Origin of the sequence: Proteiniphilum acetatigenes DSM 18083 (genome assembly GCF_000380985.1) — a bacterium.
In the GTDB taxonomy this organism is placed as follows: Bacteria; Bacteroidota; Bacteroidia; order Bacteroidales; family Dysgonomonadaceae; genus Proteiniphilum; species Proteiniphilum acetatigenes.
Genome location: NZ_KB905697.1, coordinates 164,241 through 183,101, shown reverse-complemented (window position 1 = coordinate 183,101; position 18,861 = coordinate 164,241). Strand labels below are relative to the sequence as shown.

23 protein-coding genes and 1 pseudogene are annotated in these 18,861 nt (G+C 32.1%); 15 read left to right on the top strand and 9 right to left on the bottom strand.

What is annotated here, in order from left to right:
- Positions 1-63 precede the first annotated feature (63 nt).
- On the top strand, positions 64-2,361 hold the full coding sequence (tamL, locus tag F597_RS0111125; RefSeq protein WP_026327365.1) for a translocation and assembly module lipoprotein TamL: 2,298 nt from the start codon (positions 64-66) through the stop codon (positions 2,359-2,361).
- Positions 2,362-2,383: 22 nt separating this feature from the next.
- Here tamL and F597_RS20645 read toward each other — a convergent pair whose 3' ends face one another.
- Positions 2,384-4,084 (bottom strand): TonB-dependent receptor, encoded by a 1,701-nt coding sequence (locus tag F597_RS20645; protein ID WP_019539818.1) that lies wholly within the window; start codon positions 4,082-4,084, stop codon positions 2,384-2,386.
- 92 nt (positions 4,085-4,176) lie between these two features.
- Between F597_RS20645 and F597_RS0111115 the strand changes: the two genes are divergently transcribed.
- Positions 4,177-5,847, top strand: a complete 1,671-nt coding sequence (locus F597_RS0111115; RefSeq protein WP_019539817.1) for a recombinase family protein — start codon at positions 4,177-4,179, stop codon at positions 5,845-5,847.
- Positions 5,848-5,861: 14 nt separating this feature from the next.
- Here the strand turns inward: F597_RS0111115 and F597_RS0111110 are convergent, their stop codons facing one another.
- The 8 genes from F597_RS0111110 to F597_RS22985 form a co-directional block, all read right to left on the bottom strand.
- The gene (locus F597_RS0111110; protein WP_157279099.1) at positions 5,862-6,293 is read right to left on the bottom strand and encodes a hypothetical protein; all 432 of its coding nucleotides are present in this window, start codon (positions 6,291-6,293) and stop codon (positions 5,862-5,864) included.
- Between the two features lie 166 nt (positions 6,294-6,459).
- Positions 6,460-6,708, bottom strand: a complete 249-nt coding sequence (locus F597_RS0111105; protein ID WP_019539815.1) for a hypothetical protein — start codon at positions 6,706-6,708, stop codon at positions 6,460-6,462.
- A 205-nt stretch (positions 6,709-6,913) separates the two neighbouring features.
- On the bottom strand, positions 6,914-7,069 hold the full coding sequence (locus F597_RS22395) for a hypothetical protein (RefSeq protein WP_019539814.1): 156 nt from the start codon (positions 7,067-7,069) through the stop codon (positions 6,914-6,916).
- Between the two features lies 1 nt (position 7,070).
- A complete protein-coding gene (locus tag F597_RS0111095; protein ID WP_019539813.1) occupies positions 7,071-8,828 on the bottom strand; it encodes a hypothetical protein in 1,758 nt (585 codons plus the stop codon).
- Positions 8,829-9,439: 611 nt separating this feature from the next.
- On the bottom strand, positions 9,440-9,637 hold the full coding sequence (locus F597_RS22590; RefSeq protein WP_019539812.1) for a hypothetical protein: 198 nt from the start codon (positions 9,635-9,637) through the stop codon (positions 9,440-9,442).
- Positions 9,610-9,792 carry an HNH endonuclease gene (locus F597_RS23120; protein WP_157279097.1) on the bottom strand — a complete coding sequence of 61 codons (183 nt, stop codon included), beginning with the start codon at positions 9,790-9,792 and terminating at the stop codon, positions 9,610-9,612. The genes F597_RS22590 and F597_RS23120 overlap by 28 nt, the downstream gene beginning before the upstream one ends.
- Before the next feature lie 209 nt (positions 9,793-10,001).
- Positions 10,002-10,493, bottom strand: coding sequence for a GIY-YIG nuclease family protein (locus F597_RS0111085; protein ID WP_157279095.1), 492 nt, complete (start codon positions 10,491-10,493; stop codon positions 10,002-10,004).
- 310 nt (positions 10,494-10,803) lie between these two features.
- Positions 10,804-10,938, bottom strand: coding sequence for a hypothetical protein (locus F597_RS22985; protein WP_019539810.1), 135 nt, complete (start codon positions 10,936-10,938; stop codon positions 10,804-10,806).
- 476 nt (positions 10,939-11,414) lie between these two features.
- Here F597_RS22985 and F597_RS0111075 point away from each other — a divergent pair, with 476 nt between their 5' ends.
- The 13 genes and pseudogenes from F597_RS0111075 to F597_RS0111025 all read left to right on the top strand — a co-directional run bounded on the left by F597_RS0111075 (position 11,415) and on the right by F597_RS0111025 (position 18,861).
- Entirely contained in the window at positions 11,415-11,771 is a 357-nt protein-coding gene (locus F597_RS0111075) for a P27 family phage terminase small subunit (protein ID WP_026327364.1), read from the top strand.
- Positions 11,771-12,010 (top strand): hypothetical protein, encoded by a 240-nt coding sequence (locus F597_RS23040; protein WP_019539808.1) that lies wholly within the window; start codon positions 11,771-11,773, stop codon positions 12,008-12,010. Before F597_RS0111075 ends, F597_RS23040 begins: the two co-directional genes overlap by 1 nt.
- Before the next feature lie 9 nt (positions 12,011-12,019).
- The gene (locus F597_RS20640) at positions 12,020-13,411 is read left to right on the top strand and encodes a terminase large subunit (protein ID WP_342662291.1); all 1,392 of its coding nucleotides are present in this window, start codon (positions 12,020-12,022) and stop codon (positions 13,409-13,411) included.
- A gap of 55 nt (positions 13,412-13,466) precedes the next feature.
- Complete coding sequence (locus tag F597_RS20635; protein ID WP_044060236.1) at positions 13,467-14,618, top strand: phage portal protein; 1,152 nt, start codon at positions 13,467-13,469, stop codon at positions 14,616-14,618.
- Between the two features lie 88 nt (positions 14,619-14,706).
- Positions 14,707-15,189, top strand: a pseudogene (locus tag F597_RS21975) (HK97 family phage prohead protease); the annotation flags it as partial.
- The gene (locus F597_RS20625; protein WP_019539805.1) at positions 15,189-16,202 is read left to right on the top strand and encodes a phage major capsid protein; all 1,014 of its coding nucleotides are present in this window, start codon (positions 15,189-15,191) and stop codon (positions 16,200-16,202) included. The pseudogene F597_RS21975 and the gene F597_RS20625, both read left to right, overlap by 1 nt.
- Before the next feature lie 128 nt (positions 16,203-16,330).
- A complete protein-coding gene (locus F597_RS0111050) occupies positions 16,331-16,627 on the top strand; it encodes a head-tail connector protein (RefSeq protein ID WP_019539804.1) in 297 nt (98 codons plus the stop codon).
- Between the two features lie 98 nt (positions 16,628-16,725).
- Positions 16,726-16,947: a phage head closure protein gene (locus F597_RS23115; protein ID WP_081624370.1), complete on the top strand. Its 222-nt coding sequence runs from the start codon at positions 16,726-16,728 to the stop codon at positions 16,945-16,947.
- Positions 16,940-17,386 carry a hypothetical protein gene (locus F597_RS0111045; RefSeq protein WP_019539803.1) on the top strand — a complete coding sequence of 149 codons (447 nt, stop codon included), beginning with the start codon at positions 16,940-16,942 and terminating at the stop codon, positions 17,384-17,386. The genes F597_RS23115 and F597_RS0111045 overlap by 8 nt, the downstream gene beginning before the upstream one ends.
- Position 17,387: 1 nt before the next feature.
- Positions 17,388-17,567: a DUF3168 domain-containing protein gene (locus tag F597_RS20620; protein ID WP_019539802.1), complete on the top strand. Its 180-nt coding sequence runs from the start codon at positions 17,388-17,390 to the stop codon at positions 17,565-17,567.
- Positions 17,568-17,907: 340 nt separating this feature from the next.
- Positions 17,908-18,204 carry a phage tail tube protein gene (locus tag F597_RS21635; RefSeq protein WP_019539801.1) on the top strand — a complete coding sequence of 99 codons (297 nt, stop codon included), beginning with the start codon at positions 17,908-17,910 and terminating at the stop codon, positions 18,202-18,204.
- 43 nt (positions 18,205-18,247) lie between these two features.
- A complete protein-coding gene (locus tag F597_RS20610; RefSeq protein WP_019539800.1) occupies positions 18,248-18,472 on the top strand; it encodes a hypothetical protein in 225 nt (74 codons plus the stop codon).
- Positions 18,473-18,621: 149 nt separating this feature from the next.
- Positions 18,622-18,861: a hypothetical protein gene (locus F597_RS0111025; RefSeq protein WP_019539799.1), complete on the top strand. Its 240-nt coding sequence runs from the start codon at positions 18,622-18,624 to the stop codon at positions 18,859-18,861.

The following is an 18,861-nucleotide window of genomic DNA, read 5'->3' as shown; positions in this document are numbered from 1 at the left end:
TAATGATAATGTGTTGATTATTAATTGGTAATTAGTAATTTGAAATTTTACTCTGCTGATTATATGAAAAAATATATAGTCCTTATATTGTGGATATTTATATTAGGCGCTTGTAATATTACCAAGAAAGTGCCTGATGGGAGTTATCTTCTCAACAAGACTGATATAAAATCAGATGTGAGAGGTATCGGCTCGTCCGCCCTGAACCCTTATATACGGCAGAAACCCAACTCGTCGATGATCTTGTTGGGAAGGGTGAAGCTACATATGTATAATATCCCCAATGATACCTCCACATGGATGAACAGACTGCTTCTCAAATACGGTGAACCGCCGGTACTTTATAATGAGCAGTTGGCCGTTATTTCGGCAGAACAGATCCGGTTGCACCTGAAAAATAAGGGATATCTGAATGCCGAGGTGGATACTGCCGTGGTGAAAAAGGATAAGAAAGCCAATGTTACTTATAATGTGACGGGCAACGAACCTCATCGTATCCGCACTTTTACCGATACTATTCATTCGGCGGATACTACTATTTATAATATCCTGAACCGGAGCAGACAGCTCGAGTTGATGAAGGAAGGCGATATTTTTGATCTCTCCGTGTTAGAGGAGGGTAGGGAAAGGATGACCACCATACTGAGGAATAGAGGATATTATAATTTTTTGAAGGATAATTTCTATTTTATTGCGGATACTACTGTGGGAACTAACCAGGTGGATGTGACGCTTGCCCTGAATAATCCTACCGATTCTACATTCCATCAGCAGTACTATATGGGAAATGTAACTGTGATCAACGGGGTGGATCCGACTCTTTTGCAAGATTCGACCCGCCATATCCCTTTAGATACAATTGAATACCGGGGGATGCAGATCATTTCGGAAAAAGATCGCTTCCTGCGTCCACGGGCCATATACTATAACACCTTTCTCCGTCCCGGACGGCTTTATGCCGACAGGGTGGTGGAGCGAACCTATTCTTCGTTAAACGGGATGGGACCGGTAAATCAGACAGCAATCAATATGACACCTGTTGTACGCAATGATTCCGCCTATATAGATTCAAGAATCACCCTCTTCCCGGGAAACCTGCACTATACACAGTTCGGGGTGGATGGTACCAATTCGGCGGGCGACCTTGGGGTTGCCGGTAACGTGACCTATGAACACCGTAACTTCCTGAAGGGAGGAGAGACATTCCGTCTTCAGTTGAATGCCGCTTATGAATTTATCACGGCTTCCGACAGCCTGAATCTCATCGATAACAGTTACTACGAGTACGGAGTCGAGGCGTTCCTCTCCATTCCGCAGTTGCTGCTTCCATGGTTGATGAAGCGGCTCAGGGATCAGCCGTCGGCATCGACGGAATTTTCCGGGGGGATCAACTATCAGAACCGGCCGGATTACCTGCGTCAGTTCTTTAACCTATCCACCCGTTTTCAATGGGCCTCTATGGAGTGGCGATTACAGCATATGCTGGAACCGATAGGTATCACCTATGTAAGAATGCCCCGGACTTCTGAACGATTCAGAGAACTTTACATGAGTGACGATACTCCTATTTTGCGTTACAGCTACGAGGAACAGCTTATTGTGCGAACGGCTTATAATATTACTTATACTAATTATAACCAACTTGGGAGACGGAGTATGCCTTCTATTCCGATTCGGGTTCGCTCGGGAATAGAAGTGGCCGGGTGGCTGCCCCGTATCATTACCGGTCTGGGTGGAACCCAAAAGAATGAGAATGGATTTGAGACAATTTTCAAATTGCCTTATTCAGAGTATGTGAAAGGAGATTTCGATATTGCTGCCTCCCATGCTTTTGACGATAGAAATACTATTGCAACTCATCTTGCCTTAGGATTGGCATATCCTTATGGGAATTCTGATGTATTACCTTTTGAGAAGCGTTATTTCGGAGGAGGAGCTAACAGTGTGAGAGGCTGGAGTACCCGTACTTTGGGACCAGGTACTTACAGCAGTGATGCTGCTGCAGGCTCCGATTTCGGCCGTAAGATAGGAGATGTGAAACTCGACTTCAGTGTAGAGTATCGGCACAAGTTGACCAATCTGTTTGAACTGGCTACTTTTGTCGATGCGGGGAATATATGGACTATCAGGGATTATGTGGAGCAACCGGGCGGTATGTTCCGGTGGAACAGTTTTTACAAGGAACTGGCCGTGGCATACGGACTTGGTCTGCGTTTAGATCTCAATTTTCTGCTTATCAGGGTGGACGGTGGGATGAAGGCGCATAATCCTGCTCTTCCTGAAGGTACCCGATGGACCATCTTCAAACCGGACTTCCGTCGCGATTTTGCTTTTCACTTTGCCATCGGTTATCCGTTCTGATGTGCTAAACCGCCCTGATATGCTAAAATGAGAGTTTGGCCCCGCCATAATAATTTCTTGTAGGTGCAGGATTGAAAAAACGATTGCCAAAAGCATTGATATCATTTCCTAAGCTATATTTCTCATTCAATAAATTGTCCACTCCTGTAAAAAATTCTATTTGGAATAATTGATTTATTCTCCAGTTCCAGCTTCCTTTCAATTGAATCAGATGAAACTTGTTTGAAAAGACACTGTTTGCATCGTTCAATGGCATAGCCGAAGTAAAATTATGGGAAATATTCAATCCCATCTGTTTAGGGAAAGTGATAAACAACGAATTTGTCCACACCCAATCCGGTACGGCGGTTACCTTATTCCGGGAAAAATCGTTGTCGTTCACCTGATAGTTTCCAAATCGGTAATGGTTGTATGAGGCGGCAGATTGGAAACTCAAAGTTCGTATAAACCTATCAGGTTGCATAGGTAACAGGTAAGCCCAGATCGAGACTTCGATCCCTTTTTGTTTTATTTCTCCGGCATTTATATAAAATTCGGCGCCATTGTCACGAAGATGCCGTACAATTCCGTTGTCCATATTGTAATTGTAGAGACTTACATCTGCGATAAACCTTCTGGCCGTAGTTTCCCAACGTATCCCGATCTCGTAATTTACCCCTGTTTCCGCTTCCAGATCAGTATTGATGATGTTATCCGAAGAACGCACTTCGGCAATAGTAGGCGGTGAATATCCCTTTGATATGGAACCGCGGAGGGCTAAGCCCTCTCTTAGTATATAAGAGGTGGCAATTCTCGGCATCCATATATTTCCGAAACCAATACTGCCATCAGGATCTGAAACTTCGGGATAGCGTTGGGTATAGTTGATTTTAACCCGGTTTAAGCCTAATGAGGCTTCAATCGTCCATCGTCTGTGTAAATTGATCATTGCCCGATAAAAGACACTGCTCTGTGTATTATTCAGATTGTCCTTTGCCTGTGGAACTGTAGCTGTACCCTGTTCATTATCATAATTATCAATCCTGTTCCACCCCTTTTGCCCTTCGAAACCAAATTGCATCTGCCATTGAAACTGTTCCTGATCCACATTTCTATAGGAAAAGTAAGTGCGGATACCCAGATTTTTCTCTTCCCGGAATTCATAATTGGTAATAAACGGATTTTCAAAATCGGTGTGTGAACCGAAAACACTAACGGTATGGGATAACCTCTCGCTGATTCGTGCGTTGTGGGCAATACCTCCGAAAAATGTCCTGTTATATATACCTGCTTTTTGTTCTGTGGCGGAAGGCATGGATCCGCTGGCGGGACGGGCCATCCTCGGATTTTCCTGCATTTGGCTTTCGGTCAATCCGCCCGGAGTGAGATAACCTAAATCGGTATATAAGGCAATAAACTTTAATTCGTTGTGTTTTGTATACTGCCATTTGTGAGCTGTTTGAAAAGTCTTTTTGTTTAATGTTGTATTTTCCCGGTAACCATCCGAACGCGTGAATGACTGGTCTATTGAAAAAGCATAGGTGTCGCTTATTTTTCGCTGTATGGAAAGTTGCTCCTGGAACAATCCGAAAGAGCCTCCGTTTAATAATAAGTAACCTTGATTTTGTTGTATGCCAAATCCTTTAGGTTGAATGCGGATAACACCCCCTGAATTGGCGCCATAAAGCGAGCCGTCAGGTCCTTTTAGTACGTGTATCGTAGATATGGAAGCAGGATCTATCAAATTCAGGTAGGTATTACCTCCTGCATCATTAAAAGGTTTGCATACTCATCAAAAATATATACCTTTGTTTCAAATACAAAAAACTAAAGAATATGGAAACGAAAAAAGGTGCTATTTACGCAAGGGTATCAACTGATAAACAGGAATATACCAGACAATTAGAAGAGTTAAAAGAATATGCTAATCGGAATAATATTAGTATTGAATATATTTTTGAAGAAACAGAATCAGGTCTTAATTCCGAAAGACCGGAGTACAATAAACTCATTAATCTTACAAAAGAAGATATAGATATAGTATTGATATGGGAGTTATCCAGATTAAGTAGAAAATCTATAGAGATACAGACAGATATTAGAAATTTTAAAAATAAAGGAATCAATGTATTTATTTATGATAGAGGTATAAGCATTTTTGATTCTAATGGTGAAGAAAACAGCTTTATAAATATGCTTATTGGTATGCTGTCCGCTGTAGCTGAAGAAGAAATTAAGACAATGAAGAAAAGAGTAGTAGCTACCAAACGGCACAATGTATTTATGAAAGGATATAGTTATACTTCACATCCACCATTTGGTTATACAAGAGTAGAGAAAAAAATGGTAATTAGTGAGCCAGAAGCTAAAATAGTAAAAGAAATATTTGATTTATCTATTAATGGTAGTTCTCAATATAGCATAGCAGTTAAGTTAAATGCAGATGGTGTTCCTACTACAAGTACAAAAAACGCTCTATGGTCTGCATCAACAGTTAGTAAAATGTTGCAAAATACTGCTTATTATGGTAAAGCTAAGTATTTAGACACTTTTATAGATTGTCCTGCTATTATTTCTAAAGAAACATTTGATCTTTCACAAATTAAAAGGAAGCAAAGACTAACAAGAAGTGCTACAAAGGTAGGAAACACTTTTTTACTTCGGAATCTTATTAAATGTAAACATTGCGGAACATATTTTACTAACGCAAAAGATAAAATACATCACCAGTATAAATGTACCAGACTAATGAATAGAACTTTTCAAGAATCTAAATGTACATCACCAGCAGTTAATTTCCATAATATGAATTATCTTATTTGGGATATTGTAAGCAGGTATTTTAGAGAAGTATATGTTGATGATAGAAAACGGAATAATGAAGCTAATTTATTAGAAGCTATTGAAGATAAGAATAGAATTAAACAATCTATCGACAATGAAATAAAGAAAGAAAACAAAAAAGTAGGTATAATATATTCTGGATTACAGGAATTAAAAATTGAATTTCCTGATCTTATAGATTTACAAGAAAGAGAGAAAAAGAAGCTATCAAACATTCAATCAAACATTAAACGTCTTAATAGTGAAAAAGAAATGTTAGATAATGAAATAGCATCATTAAAAAGTAGAATGAAAGATTTATCTGATGTTGAAAATATGGATTTAACAACACTCGATTATAATACTAAATATGACTTCTTACATAGGTTTATAGATTACATATATATTACTAAAAATGTACCAGACAAAAGTAAATTGTATTATGGAGAAAGCGATAAAAGATATAAGGTAGAAATATTCCTAAAGAGCGGGAATAAGGTAGAATGTAAATATCATCCACAAAAAAAAGAATATACAATCAACGGAGTAGTAAATGATATGTCTGAAGTTCCTGATGGTGCTACTGCTTATCAGGTAACAGATAAAACAATCCTGATAGAACAAACTATAAAATTTCCATCGGTTGTACCGAAGATAGAACCAGAAACAGAAAAAGCCGGATGATTCCGGCTTTCTTTTTATTCTGGATATTCTACCCTGTATTGTTTCATCTGATTTACAATGTATTTTAGTTCTTTAGAAGAAGTATAAATAGGAATATCATCCGTTTCAATCTCGATCAGATAAGCACCTATTTTCTTTTTAATAGAAACGTTTGTACCGTTAATTTCAGTAGTAGAATTTACATCTTTGTTATCTTCTCCAAACTCTAATAGCTGATTGAAGAAATCATTCATTTCATCATACGATCCAGATTTAACCATAACTGTAACCATTTTACCAGTCCACGGTTTAGCATAGGTATTAGTGTAATAAATCTGTTCGGAATCATCTTCAAAAATAGCTGTAATACGGTTGTGAGTTAACTGATCTTCATAGATTAAGACAGGTTTTTGTGCTTTTACTGTTACCGCTAAAAGTAACATTGATAGAATGATTAAGTTTTTCATTATTATTTATTTAGCTTTATTGTTAGTTCTATTTTATCTGCAAAATTATCATATATTCTTTTAATTCCTAAATATGTTGGATAATAGAGGATTGTTACTAATCCAATCATTATAATTATTTCTTTGTAGTTCTTTCAGAGGTGCTTTATTAAGCTTTTAATTTTATTCATTTGTCGTTTTCCTTTTTAAATATTTGTGCTTTTTCAGTTGATATTTCTATCATTGTTTTATTCCTTCTTCCATTATCTTCAGCAGAGGTAACTGGTGCGTTTATAATGCTGATCTGGTTTTTATCTATTCTGGATAAGTTGTAGATATATAAGTAATCATCACCAAAAAAGTTTGCATATATACCTGAATCAATCAAATTATTATCTATTAATTCAGTCATTCTATTGTATTTATCCAGTTCCATAAAATGAGTAGGATAATCTTTGAACTTTATATCTCTTACTTTTATTTCTGCTGCAAATGTATAGCTTTCATAGATAAAGTTACAATCTATGGTGCTATAAGTATCTTCTGTAAATTCATAGTCTGTAACTCCAATAGCTTCTAATCAACTTTTGAAATTATTTCTACCTATGTTTTCTGCTTCTGTAAATTTATTCATTATTTTATTATTCAAATGAAATAGAACATTCTTTTTCATCTACATCTGTATGTATTTTATCTATTACTTCATCATTTAATCTGTGTAAATCTCGATCTTTAATTTTTATTGTTATTACTTCTCCAATTAGTTCTAAGCATTCTTTTAATTTGTCCGTTGTCATATTATTTGAAAATTATTTTGGGTGTTATTATTATATATCCTTTATATACTTTATTATCTATTCTTTTTGAAGTTTCTTTTACCTCATAAAATGTTTTAATATCTGTTGCTTTGGCTGCCTTATTTAACTTCAATACTTTGTATATATCAGTAAGTTTATTTTTAAGATCAGAAGATTTATAAAATTCTCCTTTTGTTAGTTTTAAAAGTTTCATTACTTTCATTTCATCCGTAGTATTTAATCTTGAAACTAAATATTTATTTATATTACCTTTATGATAGTCCAGTTCTTCTAATTTATCTATTCCTAATATATCTACTGCCTCTATTACTTCTTTCGGGAAATCAGGAACATAACTAAAGGTCATATCTGAAAGATTAGCATATAATAAACATTTTTCTTTGAAGGATAAACTATTAAACTTTTCTTCTTCAAACTTTATATATTCTTCAGCCCAAGGTTTTTCAATAATAACAGAATAAAATTTATCTGATTGATTTAGTTTTCTATTTAAGTTAGTTTTAAATGAATAGGTTTTAGACGTTTCAAAATTAGCTTTATCTACATTGAGCAATACTTCTTCAAATATAAGTTTATCATCTTCAATAATTAAATATCTATCATTAATTTTCCAATCTGATAACACTTCTATAGTATCTTTACTCTTTACTTCTTCAATTATATTTCTTCCTTTTTGTATGTTTTCATCTACCTTTTTATTAAATTCTTCCTCTGTAATATCAATATATCTACTCGATGAATAAATAAGATTAATTGTTCCATCTTCTATATCTCTGATTCGACCTGCTATTTGTGGTAAAGTAGTAGATATATCTACAAGTGAATGTGCTTTATTTCCATTACAGATAACAAATATTTGTCCGTTCCTATCAAATATATCACAACCTTCAAAACAAGTAGAAGTATAAAAATTTATAGGTTTTACAGGATCTTTTGTACTCTCTATATCATATCCAGATAATTTATATTCATTTTTTTCTTGTTTGGAACAAATGATTCTCACATCTGATTTATCAATATTCAAGGTCTTAATAACTGATTTAATCATATCAACTGAATTTATAAAGAAATGAAGGTTCTTAGAATCTTTACTATTAATAATAGCTATTACTTCGTCAATTACATTTCTTGATTTAAAATGTTTTACTATTGTTGGTTCAATATCATATTCAAGAACGAGTTCTTCAAGTCCTTTTAATTCTTTAAACCAATAATCTTTTTTAATTGGAGTTGCAGTCATAAAGCATTTATTACTAAATAGTGTAGATTGTTCAAGTAAGTACTTCATTACCTTTAATCTAAGTCCATACTGATTAAATATTACTTGCCACTCATCAACTAATAAGAAATCATCATAAGGATTAATTTCAACTGCTTTATAAGCTTCTAATATTTTTGAAAGTCCGTCATAAGTAGAAACTATTTTTCTTACTGGTGTGGTCTTTAAATACTTCTTTATAGCTGCAATAGTAACTCCTTCTTTTACTGTAAATACATCTTCGTTATATCCTTCTTTGTTGTTTACAACCTCAACAAACGGCATAACTATTATAATATTCTCTTTACTATCTAAAGCTAATGATGTCCCACCTATACCAGTTACACCTTTATTAAATACTGTATTGTATAATATTGATAAATTATTATCTTTAAATTCATCTAAATCACTTAGATATATCTTTTCATTTTTAAGTGCTTTTTGTTCTATTAATTCATTCGGAACGGTTAAAATTTTCATATTAAGTTATTATATTAATGTTTATATTGGTTATTTGTATGTCACTTTTTTTGAACATATTTTTTCTTAGTACCCTGTGAAAATTTGGTTACATTCTTTTTCAAAAAATAACCTATCTATGTAGGTTTTATGTATAGTATTTTATAGTTTTATCTGTAATTGTTTTAATTAGTATAGTAGAAGATGATATTTTATTTTTGTAGTCAAACTCCCTATTTTTACCTGTGGTTATAATGATGTTTTCGGGGATTGTGCTTTTCTAAAAAAGAAGATAAGATCAACCAGAGTTGATTTAGCTGATCTTATCTTAACAAACATACTAATTTTGTGGTTATCTGTCGGTAGAAATCTACTTTTAATAATAAGTGTTTGTAGCGTTTTGTTATATTACTTAGACTATTGATAATCAATAAGGTTTAATCGGTTATGAAAATTTGTTAAAAATAATTTTCTGATATACCGGAGTATTGATTTTCTTGTCTAAAAAGCTATTATTATGTAGCTATTGCACGGATGCAAGGTTTTAAGCCCTGATAACTGTAGGTTGGAATTACAGCTTCTGATTTTGAAGATCAGTCCTATTATCAAATAGGTAAACATCCGCAAATGGTTTAAAGATCGTTTAATACATCTTCTAACTGATCTATTTTTCCGTGATAATATCTTAAATCATATTCAGGATCACAATATATTTCAAATTCACCATCAGATATTCTTAGAGTGAATGTATCTCTTTCAAATATAAGACCGTTATATATATCTTTAAATCCGTATTTTAGTATTATTGATTGTGTATTTTCTGGTGACATTTCTTGCAAAGTGATTGTAGGTTATTAAAATCATAGGCTATCTCTAATCTTCTTAGATTATCTGTAATATCAACAAAAGAGATGATGTGGTGAATATCGCAGGCTGCTGTAATTATACCATTTTCAAAACACTTTTCACAAAGTGGATTCTGCATTAGTTTAGCTTTTCGGAGATCTCGTCATTTTTTAGTATCATAAATACTTCTTCTTATTTGTTCGTTAACTGTTGGAGTATTTTTCTTTTTAGTTGGTTTATTTATTGTTGGCATAAGTGTTATAGTAAATCGGTAAAATCAATTTGTTCATCTAATGGAATAAATTCTAATTCTTCTATTATAAATATATGAGTGTTAAGTTTATCGGATCATATTTTGTTTATTTCTAATATTTCTCTTAAGTGTAAATTTAAGTATTTACTTACTTCTAATAGATTACCAATGAATAGTAATTCTTCTGTATTATAGTCATATACTGTATATCTTTGATTAAAATTATATTCTTTTTTAGCTTTCTTTTTACTTATCTTTACCTTCGTATCATAAGAATGAATTGGACGTTTACCACATTCTTTTAAATTTAATGCTTTCTTGTGTTTATTCTCATTAGAGTATTTATTAAACCATTCTTTTTCTTTAATCTCTAATTCCGATTCAAGACAATATTCTAAAACTCTAAAATCAAAGTCATATCCGGCATTATATACATTCTGCATATAATCATTACGATGTATAAGGTTAATAAGTTCATACCAATGTCTTTCTTCTCTTTTATCTAATTGTTTGCTACATCCTATATAAAAATGGTATTTTGTCTCAAATACATAAATTCCTGAATTATTCATCTTCTTTTTCTCCATCCTGATTATCATATTTAATATTTTTCTCCTTCTTTCTCATTTCGCTATTTTCTTTACTATTTCTTCATTTGATTGTTTTAAAGGTTTTATCAAATAGCTTTAATATTGTTTCTTCGGTCGGATTAGAGAGATCAGAACAGACTTTTATAAGTGCATTATGAAATATATCTTCATCATTCTGATAGAATATATCTGTAGTTAGATTCTTTACATATTCAGCGTGTAATTTGTTATAATTCTTTTCTACAAAATCCGATATTACTGGATTGAGATATTCTACTTTTGCATTTCTATTTAAACAGGGTTTATTTCAATCTTCAGTTACTTTATCTGATATAACTTTATTTAATTCTATTCTTGTTATTTTTAATAACTCTGCTGCTTTATCTACTCCATAATCATAGATGTATTGTAAAGCTATTTCTTTAGTTAAATCTTTTTTCATAGGTCATATATTAATGTTCTTACTATTACACTTTTATCTTTTTTGTATTTCTTGGATAGGTCTTCTAACATTTGTCATTCATCTGCATTTAGTCTCATTCCTCACCTTTTGTCTCTTAGTTGTTCCATAGATTATAATTTTAAATAGTTATAGTTACCACACAATTCATTATTTAGTGTACGTACATTATCACTGGCTCTATCGTAGAGAGGATAATAATTGTAGAAATTCAATCAAATATATAGAAACACGTTTTAAATGATTTACTGGAAAATAATACAGTTATAATACTTTAGGTGTGTTTTTGATGATAAAAAATCATTGCTTAATTTGATAATACAAAGATAGTGAATCGCTGAAATTAAAAGTATAAACTATTGATAATCTTTATATAACACACCAGAGACACTATTAAACCAGATAATCAAAATATAAAAACACAAAATACAAATATTTAAAGGGAAATGGAATATACAATGAGTAAAGGTCTAACACACCGTACCAGAGACTTTATGAAAAGCGTTTTAGAACAAGTACAGGGATTGGAAGGTATAGATTCCGGTGCGCTAAGTATGTTAGAATATAACTATGACGTATTTATAAGACAATCTGATATTTTGAAAGATGAAGATATGGTTATCACTAATGTACAGGGTAACTTAAATCCAAACCCACGAATTAAAATTATCAAAGATGCTCAAATACAATGCTTATCTATACTTAAAGAATTTGGATTAACACTAAAATCCAGAACATCGGTAAAAGCAAAAACAAAAGATTCAGAAGATTCACCATTAGAGGAATTTATTAAAGGTAAAAAGGAAACAAGATAATGAGTATTATTAACAGTATAAACGGAAAAGATTATTATAATTATGCTGTTGATGTTATTAGTGGTAAAATAGTAGCTGGTAAATTAATAAAGTTAGCAGCACAAAGATTTTTAGATGATCTTAATGATGATAGATTTTATTTTGATTATCAAAAAGTAGATGAAGCTATTGAATTTATTCAGATATTCAAACATTATACCGGATCACATAATGGAAAACCATTTGTATTATTATCGTGACAAAGTTTTATTACTGCTAATTTAATTGGCTTTTATTGGACTAAAGATAATAGGAGAAGGTTTACCAATGCTTACATACAAGTAGCAAGAAAGAACGGAAAGAGTTTTTGGGCGGGTGCGCTTAGTTTGTATTTTTTAATAGCGGACGGAGAACCAGCAGCGGAAGTTTTATTATTGGCAAATTCGAGAGAACAGGCTAAAGAGGTTGATTTTAAAATATGTGATACTCTTACAAAACAAATTGATCCTAAATCTAAAAACCTTAAAGTATATAGAGATTCAATACTATTAAATCTAACTAATTCAAAGTTAAAGGTATTATCCAGTGAATCTAAAACCGGTGACGGATATAACTGCTCTTTTGGACTGATAGATGAGTTCCACGAAGCACCAGACAATAAAATGAAGGATCTTATAGCTTCATCACAAGGTATGAGGGATAACCCGTTATTGGTAGTTATAACAACATCCGGTTTTAATAAGTCTTATCCCTGTTACAAATTACGTGAAGTAGGTGTAGAAATTCTGAATAAACTAAAAGAAGATGATTCATTCTTTATTTCAATCTATGAATTAGATGAAAATGACGAATGGGATAATGAAAATAACTGGATTAAAGCAAATCCATCATTAGATATTACCGTATCGAGAAAATTCCTTAAAGAACAGATTCAAAAAGCAAAGAATAATCCGTCTGAAGAGGTAGGCGTAAAAACAAAGAACCTTAATATCTGGTGTGATTCTTCAGAAGTATGGATACCGGATTTTTACATAATAGAAGCTACTGAATCAATAAACATAGATGATTATAAAAATCATTCTTGTTATTTGGGTGTTGACTTAGGGGCAACTTCAGACCTTACAGCCTTATCTATCTTAATACCACAAGAGGATAAATTATTATTAAAGGTACATTATTATTTACCAGAATCGGCATTAGTAGAAAAATCACTTAAAGAGACATATAAACTCTGGAAAAGATTAGGCTGTTTAACCATAACACCGGGGAATGTAACGGATTATGACTATATAACTAATGATATTATGAGTATTAAAAAAACACTTAATATTCAAAAGATATTTTATGATCCATACAATTCTACACAGTGGGCAATAGATTGTACAGCTAAAGGACTACCATTAGAACCTTATGCACAAAATATAGCCAATTTCAATAGACCTACTAAAGAATTGGAAAGATTAATATTGTCAAAGAAGTGTACAATTGATAATAATGAAATAACCAGATTTTGCTTTAGCAATGTTACCATTAAATCCGATCATAACGGAAATCTTAAACCAGTAAAGTATTTAGATAGTAAAAAGATAGATGGTGTAATATCTATATTAATGGCTTTAGGTGGTTATTTAACAATACCAAAATATTCAAACACAATTTAAAATGAGTAAATGAAGAGATTTTTTCAGGTCTTATAAACCTGAAGAAGATAAACAAATACCTGAAGTACCGGAAACAAGGAACTATGATACCGCTACTGTATCATTAAATTATTTAGGCTCTAATAACAACGGGAATCAGGCACTAAAATTAAGTACAGTATATAGGTGTGTAGAAGTAATCAGTTCTTCAGTAGCACAATTACCTATAGAATTATATTCTGTAGATGAAGAAGGATTTAGAACTAAGAACAGGGATCATCAAGTTGCAATATTATTAGGAACAGAACCTAATGAGTATATGACAAGATATACCTTTTTTAAAGTGATAATTGCTTTAATATTATTAAAAGGTAATGCTTTTGTCAAGATAATAAGAGATAAGAACACACAATTACCTATTAAGTTAGAATTAATAGATAATGATGATGTTACAATAAAATCAGGAAAGTATTATATAGATGATAAACCAATTAATTCATATAATATATTACATTTCTTAAATTATTCTACTGATGGTGTAAATGGCATATCAGTACTTAAACACGCTGCTAATACTATTTCATTATCAGCTAATTCTGAAAAACACGCTTCAGGATTTTTTAAAAATGGTGCTAATCTATCTGGAATATTAAAAGTAGATACAGCCTTAACTGATAAACAGAAAAAGGATATAAAGAATAGCTGGCAAGATACATTTGACCCGATTACTGGTACACCTAATGGAATAGCGGTATTAGAGGGTAATATGGATTTTCAACCGATAACTATTAATCCAGCGGATGCACAATTATTAGAAACAAGGCAATTCAATGTAGTTGATATTTGTAGATTCTTTGGAGTATCGCCTATTAAAGTATTTGATCTTACTAAAGCTAATTATTCAACTGTTGAAGCTACACAATTAGCTTTCTTAACTGATACCTTATCACCACTATTAGAGAACTTAGAACTGGAATTAGAGCGTAAATTATTGTTGCCATCTGAAAGAATGAAGTATGATATTCAATTTAATGAAACAAGTTTATTGAGAGTTGATAAAAACAGTTTAGCTGAATATTACAATAAACTATTTAATGTTGGAGCAATAACAATCAATGAGATCAGAAAAGAATTAAATCTACCAAAACTGGAAAACGGAGATAACAACTTTATTCAAGTAAATACAAGTACGGTAGATAATATTATTAATCTAAAAACAAATGAATAAAGAAAAGAGAAGTATAACATCTGATATTAGTGTATCAACTGATAGTAGATTAGTTGAAGGTTATGCGATTTTGTGAAATACCTATTCTAAAGATTTAGGGGGTTTTATAGAAACTATAGAACCTCATTCATTAACAGGTGTAATAGAAAGATCAGATGTTTTTTGCTACTTAGATCACAATGAAGATAGAGGTGTTTTAGGTAGAAGTAAATACGGTAAAGGATCTTTAGTTTTAGCTGTTGATGATATAGGATTAAGATACTTATTTGAAGCACCTAAAACTGCATTAGGAGATGAACTATTAGAATATCTAAGGAGAGAAGATATTACCGGAAGTTCATTTGCTTTTACAGTTCAGGATGATGAATGAAAACCATTAGATGATGGAATGTATTTAAGGACAATTAAACAGTTTAATCTATTGTTTGATGTTAGTCCTGTATTTAATCCTGCTTATGATGAGACTACTGTAGCTCAAAGATCATTAAAAGCAATTGAAGAATCTAAAGAATTAGCACTTAAAAAAGAGTTAGATAATTATTTTATTAACCTTAGAAATCAAATACAATAATGGAACAATCTTTATTACAGGTTATAGATCAGCGAAATCAAGTGCAGGAAAAACTTAATAATCTTATTAATTCTGCTGAAAAAGAACAAAGGAAATTAACCGAAAAAGAAGATACAGATTTTAAAACACTAACAGATGAATTGAGAAATCTAAATGACACAATTAATCAACTTAATAAAGAAACAAAACAAACAATTATGGAAAAATTTTCATTAATTAAAACTATTAACAACGTAGTTAATAAAAGAAATCAAGATGAGGCTGTAGAAGAAGTTATAAATCTTGGTAAGGAAGAATTAAGAAAAGCAGGACAACCAGTAAACGGGGATGTAGTTATTCCTATGGAATTAAGAGCAGATATTACTGCTGCTTCCGGTGCTGGAATTGAAAAAAATACTGTTGATCTTGTTACAGCATTAAAATCTAACTTGGTTCTGGTAAATGCCGGTGCTACTTATATGGGTGGTTTAGCCGGTAATGTTGGAATCCCCACTTATTCAGGAACTAATGTAGCTTGGGCTGGTGAAACTGCTTCTGCTGCTGATGGTGCTGGATCGTTAGCTGAAGTTATCCTTAAACCTAAAAGATTAACGGCTTATGTAGATGTATCTAAACAATTCCTTATTCAAGAATCGGCTGATGCTGAAGCTGTATTAAGAGATGATATTGCTAAAGCTATTGCCGTAAAATTGGAATCTACTATTCTTGGTTCTGTTGCCGGTTCTGACACACAACCCGCTGGTATGTTTGTAGGTGTGACACCTGAAACAGATCCTGCTGATGAAGAATTAGTAAATGGATTAGATGAAGCATTGGACGAAAAGAATGTACAAAACAAAAAATACATCTTGTCCCCTAAAGCAAAATCTGCTTTCAAAGGAATTGAAATGATTACCGGTAGAGCAGCATATCAAGATAATGAAGTAGATGGTTATCCTGCATTTGTAACAACTGCTGCTGTAAGTAAAGGTGTAATTGCTGGTGATTTTTCTGATCTTGTCATAGCACAATGAGGAGGGTTAGATATTACTGTCGATCCTTATACTGTTGCAAAAGACGGAAAAGTAAGATTAGTAGTTAACGCTTACTTTGATGCTGTAAAGAAAAGAAATTCGTTTGTAGCTAAAATATTGGCTTAATTATGTATCTATCAATTTCTGAAGTAAAACAACATCTTAACATAGATCAAGAATTTACTACAGATGATAATTATATAGAATCTTTAATTTTAGTTGCCAAAGAAGCAGTTGAACATTCAATCAATCAAAATATAGATGATTTAATAGTGGGTGGCAATCTTCCACCTGCTATTAAACATTCTATGCTGCTGCTTATCGGGAACTGGTATCTTAACAGAGAACCTGTAGCTTATTCTTCAGTTAGTAAAATACCATATACATTAGAACTATTAGTATCAATCCATAAAAATTATAATTAAATATGATAGCTGGAAAACTTAACGAGACAATAACTATAGTACGGTCTACTGTTACAAAATCCGATTCAGGAGCAACTACTACTATTTGAAGAGACTATATAACCACAAGATCATCTGTATATCAAAGCACAGGATCACGGACTGTAGAAAATAATGAGATAGTAAATAACTATACGGTTGAATTTGGAATCAGGTTTTACCATAATGTAAACGAATTTGACAGGATCAGATGGAATGATAAACTATATAGGATTGAATCGATAGTTCCAGATAGACAAAAGAATCACAAAACTATTATAGCAAGTTTAATCAATGAATAACATAACCGTAGACGATAAGCAGGTACTTGGTTTGTTTGCCGATTTAACCAGCAAGGAACAGAAGAATGTCTATAGGCAAGCATTAAGAAAAGGTTCTGCTATTCTTATCAATCAGACTAAATCAAATCTAAGGTCTATTATCAAAGGTTCTATTACTAAAAGATCTTCTAAAACGGGAAAATCTTTAGCATCTGGAATAAAAGCATCAATAGATAGGGATGCTACACAATCTACAGTTCATATTATGGGTGATTTTAGGTTGAAATTCTTTGAAAAGGGTACTAAGATAAGAAAGACAAGAAAAGGTTATAATAGGGGCGAGATCAAAGGTCGGTATTTCTTTAGGGATGCACAATATCAGACCGAAAGTCAAATATTTACTGAAATGGATAATATTATTTTAGAATCCATTGTAAGAGTAAGATTAAAACACAAATAATATGATACAAATAGGAAAGACCATATATAATTTATTGTCATCTGATACAGATGTTACTGATGTAGTTGATGATAAGATTTATCCACTGGTAGCTGATATTAATACTACATTTCCTTTTATAGTTTATAGAAAGAATAGCTATAATCCCGATTATACAAAAGATGGTATATCAAGAAAATGAGCAACTGTAGAAATAGTAATAGCTTCGGATAAATATGATGAAAGTGCTGAATTAGCAGAGAAAGCATTCAAAGCTATTTCCAAGAACAGGAATTTCAGGTTAGAAAGTAATACTGAAGATTTTATAGAAGATACATTTATTCAAAATTTAATATTTAACGTACAAAACTAATATGGCAAATAACATAGTAAAAGGAACTGATCTGATGGTGTTTCAAGATGGTAAATCATTAGCCTATGCAACCAGTTGTAGTTTAACTTTAGGGTCTACTACAAGTTCAATCAGTTCAAAAGATCACGGCAAGTGAGAAGCAACAAAACCAGTTAAATTTAATTGGGAGATGAGTTCTGATAACCTTTATACAGAAGAAGATTTTACAGTATTATTCACAGCTTGGAAAGCTGGGACAGCAGTAGATGTAGTATTTGATATTGCAAAAGAAGCACCTGTAGAAAATCCTGATGGTACAGTAGTTCCTTCTGCCGGATGGACTCCAAAAGGTGGAGCAAACGGTAAAGGTTTAAAAGGGAAAGCATATATTACTAATATTAGTGTTAATGCACCGGACGGTGATAATGCTACTTATTCTGTAACGTTCGCTGGATCTGGAGAACTTTCAAAATATACACAAGCATAATATAGAAAGGGATTAAGTTCCCTTTCTTTTTAATTTGAATATTATGATTACAATCAACAATAAAGAATATACCCTGAAATACACGATAAAAGCATTATTCATTTATGAGAGAATAACAGATAAACCATTCAAGTTTGAAGGTCTATATTCTGAATATCTTCTTTTCTATTGTGTGTTACTGGCTAATAATGAATTTAACTTATCATTTGATGAGTTTATTGATGTATGTGATGATGATCCTGCATTATTTTCAACCTTCAGGGAATGATTGGTTAAAGAGTTGAACAAACAAACCTTATTTAAAAGTGAAGAATCTGAAGATACGGATGATTCAAAAAAAAAGAATTAACCATCACGGAACTATATAAGATCGCTGTTATAGAATTAGGTATCAGTCCAGATTATTTTCTGAATAAAATGGAGTTTTACGAAATCCCTGTTATAGTTGAAGGTATAAACCGGAAGTATAAAGAAAGCTGGGAACAAACCAGATTTATTAGCTATATAACAGCACAAGTTAATTCATCAAAACAACTAAAACCCACTGATATATTAAAGTTTGCTTGGGATGTAGATACTAAGGAAACTTATATCAGCAAAGATGATATTGAAAGATTAAAAAACAAAAGCAAGGAAATTGCAAAACAATTAAAATAA

What these genes read in the sequence shown, in the direction of transcription:
- tamL (WP_026327365.1), top strand. Translation starts at nt 64, where the DNA reads ATGAAAAAATATATAGTCCTTATATTGTGGATATTTATATTAGGCGCT.
- F597_RS0111115 (WP_019539817.1), top strand. Translation starts at nt 4,177, where the DNA reads ATGGAAACGAAAAAAGGTGCTATTTACGCAAGGGTATCAACTGATAAA.
- F597_RS0111110 (WP_157279099.1), bottom strand. Translation starts at nt 6,293, where the DNA reads ATGAAAAACTTAATCATTCTATCAATGTTACTTTTAGCGGTAACAGTA.
- F597_RS0111105 (WP_019539815.1), bottom strand. Translation starts at nt 6,708, where the DNA reads ATGGAACTGGATAAATACAATAGAATGACTGAATTAATAGATAATAAT.
- F597_RS22395 (WP_019539814.1), bottom strand. Translation starts at nt 7,069, where the DNA reads ATGACAACGGACAAATTAAAAGAATGCTTAGAACTAATTGGAGAAGTA.
- F597_RS0111095 (WP_019539813.1), bottom strand. Translation starts at nt 8,828, where the DNA reads ATGAAAATTTTAACCGTTCCGAATGAATTAATAGAACAAAAAGCACTT.
- F597_RS22590 (WP_019539812.1), bottom strand. Translation starts at nt 9,637, where the DNA reads ATGTCACCAGAAAATACACAATCAATAATACTAAAATACGGATTTAAA.
- F597_RS23120 (WP_157279097.1), bottom strand. Translation starts at nt 9,792, where the DNA reads ATGCAGAATCCACTTTGTGAAAAGTGTTTTGAAAATGGTATAATTACA.
- F597_RS0111085 (WP_157279095.1), bottom strand. Translation starts at nt 10,493, where the DNA reads ATGGAGAAAAAGAAGATGAATAATTCAGGAATTTATGTATTTGAGACA.
- F597_RS22985 (WP_019539810.1), bottom strand. Translation starts at nt 10,938, where the DNA reads ATGAAAAAAGATTTAACTAAAGAAATAGCTTTACAATACATCTATGAT.
- F597_RS0111075 (WP_026327364.1), top strand. Translation starts at nt 11,415, where the DNA reads ATGAGTAAAGGTCTAACACACCGTACCAGAGACTTTATGAAAAGCGTT.
- F597_RS23040 (WP_019539808.1), top strand. Translation starts at nt 11,771, where the DNA reads ATGAGTATTATTAACAGTATAAACGGAAAAGATTATTATAATTATGCT.
- F597_RS20625 (WP_019539805.1), top strand. Translation starts at nt 15,189, where the DNA reads ATGGAACAATCTTTATTACAGGTTATAGATCAGCGAAATCAAGTGCAG.
- F597_RS0111050 (WP_019539804.1), top strand. Translation starts at nt 16,331, where the DNA reads ATGTATCTATCAATTTCTGAAGTAAAACAACATCTTAACATAGATCAA.
- F597_RS0111045 (WP_019539803.1), top strand. Translation starts at nt 16,940, where the DNA reads ATGAATAACATAACCGTAGACGATAAGCAGGTACTTGGTTTGTTTGCC.
- F597_RS20620 (WP_019539802.1), top strand. Translation starts at nt 17,388, where the DNA reads ATGATACAAATAGGAAAGACCATATATAATTTATTGTCATCTGATACA.
- F597_RS21635 (WP_019539801.1), top strand. Translation starts at nt 17,908, where the DNA reads ATGAGTTCTGATAACCTTTATACAGAAGAAGATTTTACAGTATTATTC.
- F597_RS20610 (WP_019539800.1), top strand. Translation starts at nt 18,248, where the DNA reads ATGATTACAATCAACAATAAAGAATATACCCTGAAATACACGATAAAA.
- F597_RS0111025 (WP_019539799.1), top strand. Translation starts at nt 18,622, where the DNA reads ATGGAGTTTTACGAAATCCCTGTTATAGTTGAAGGTATAAACCGGAAG.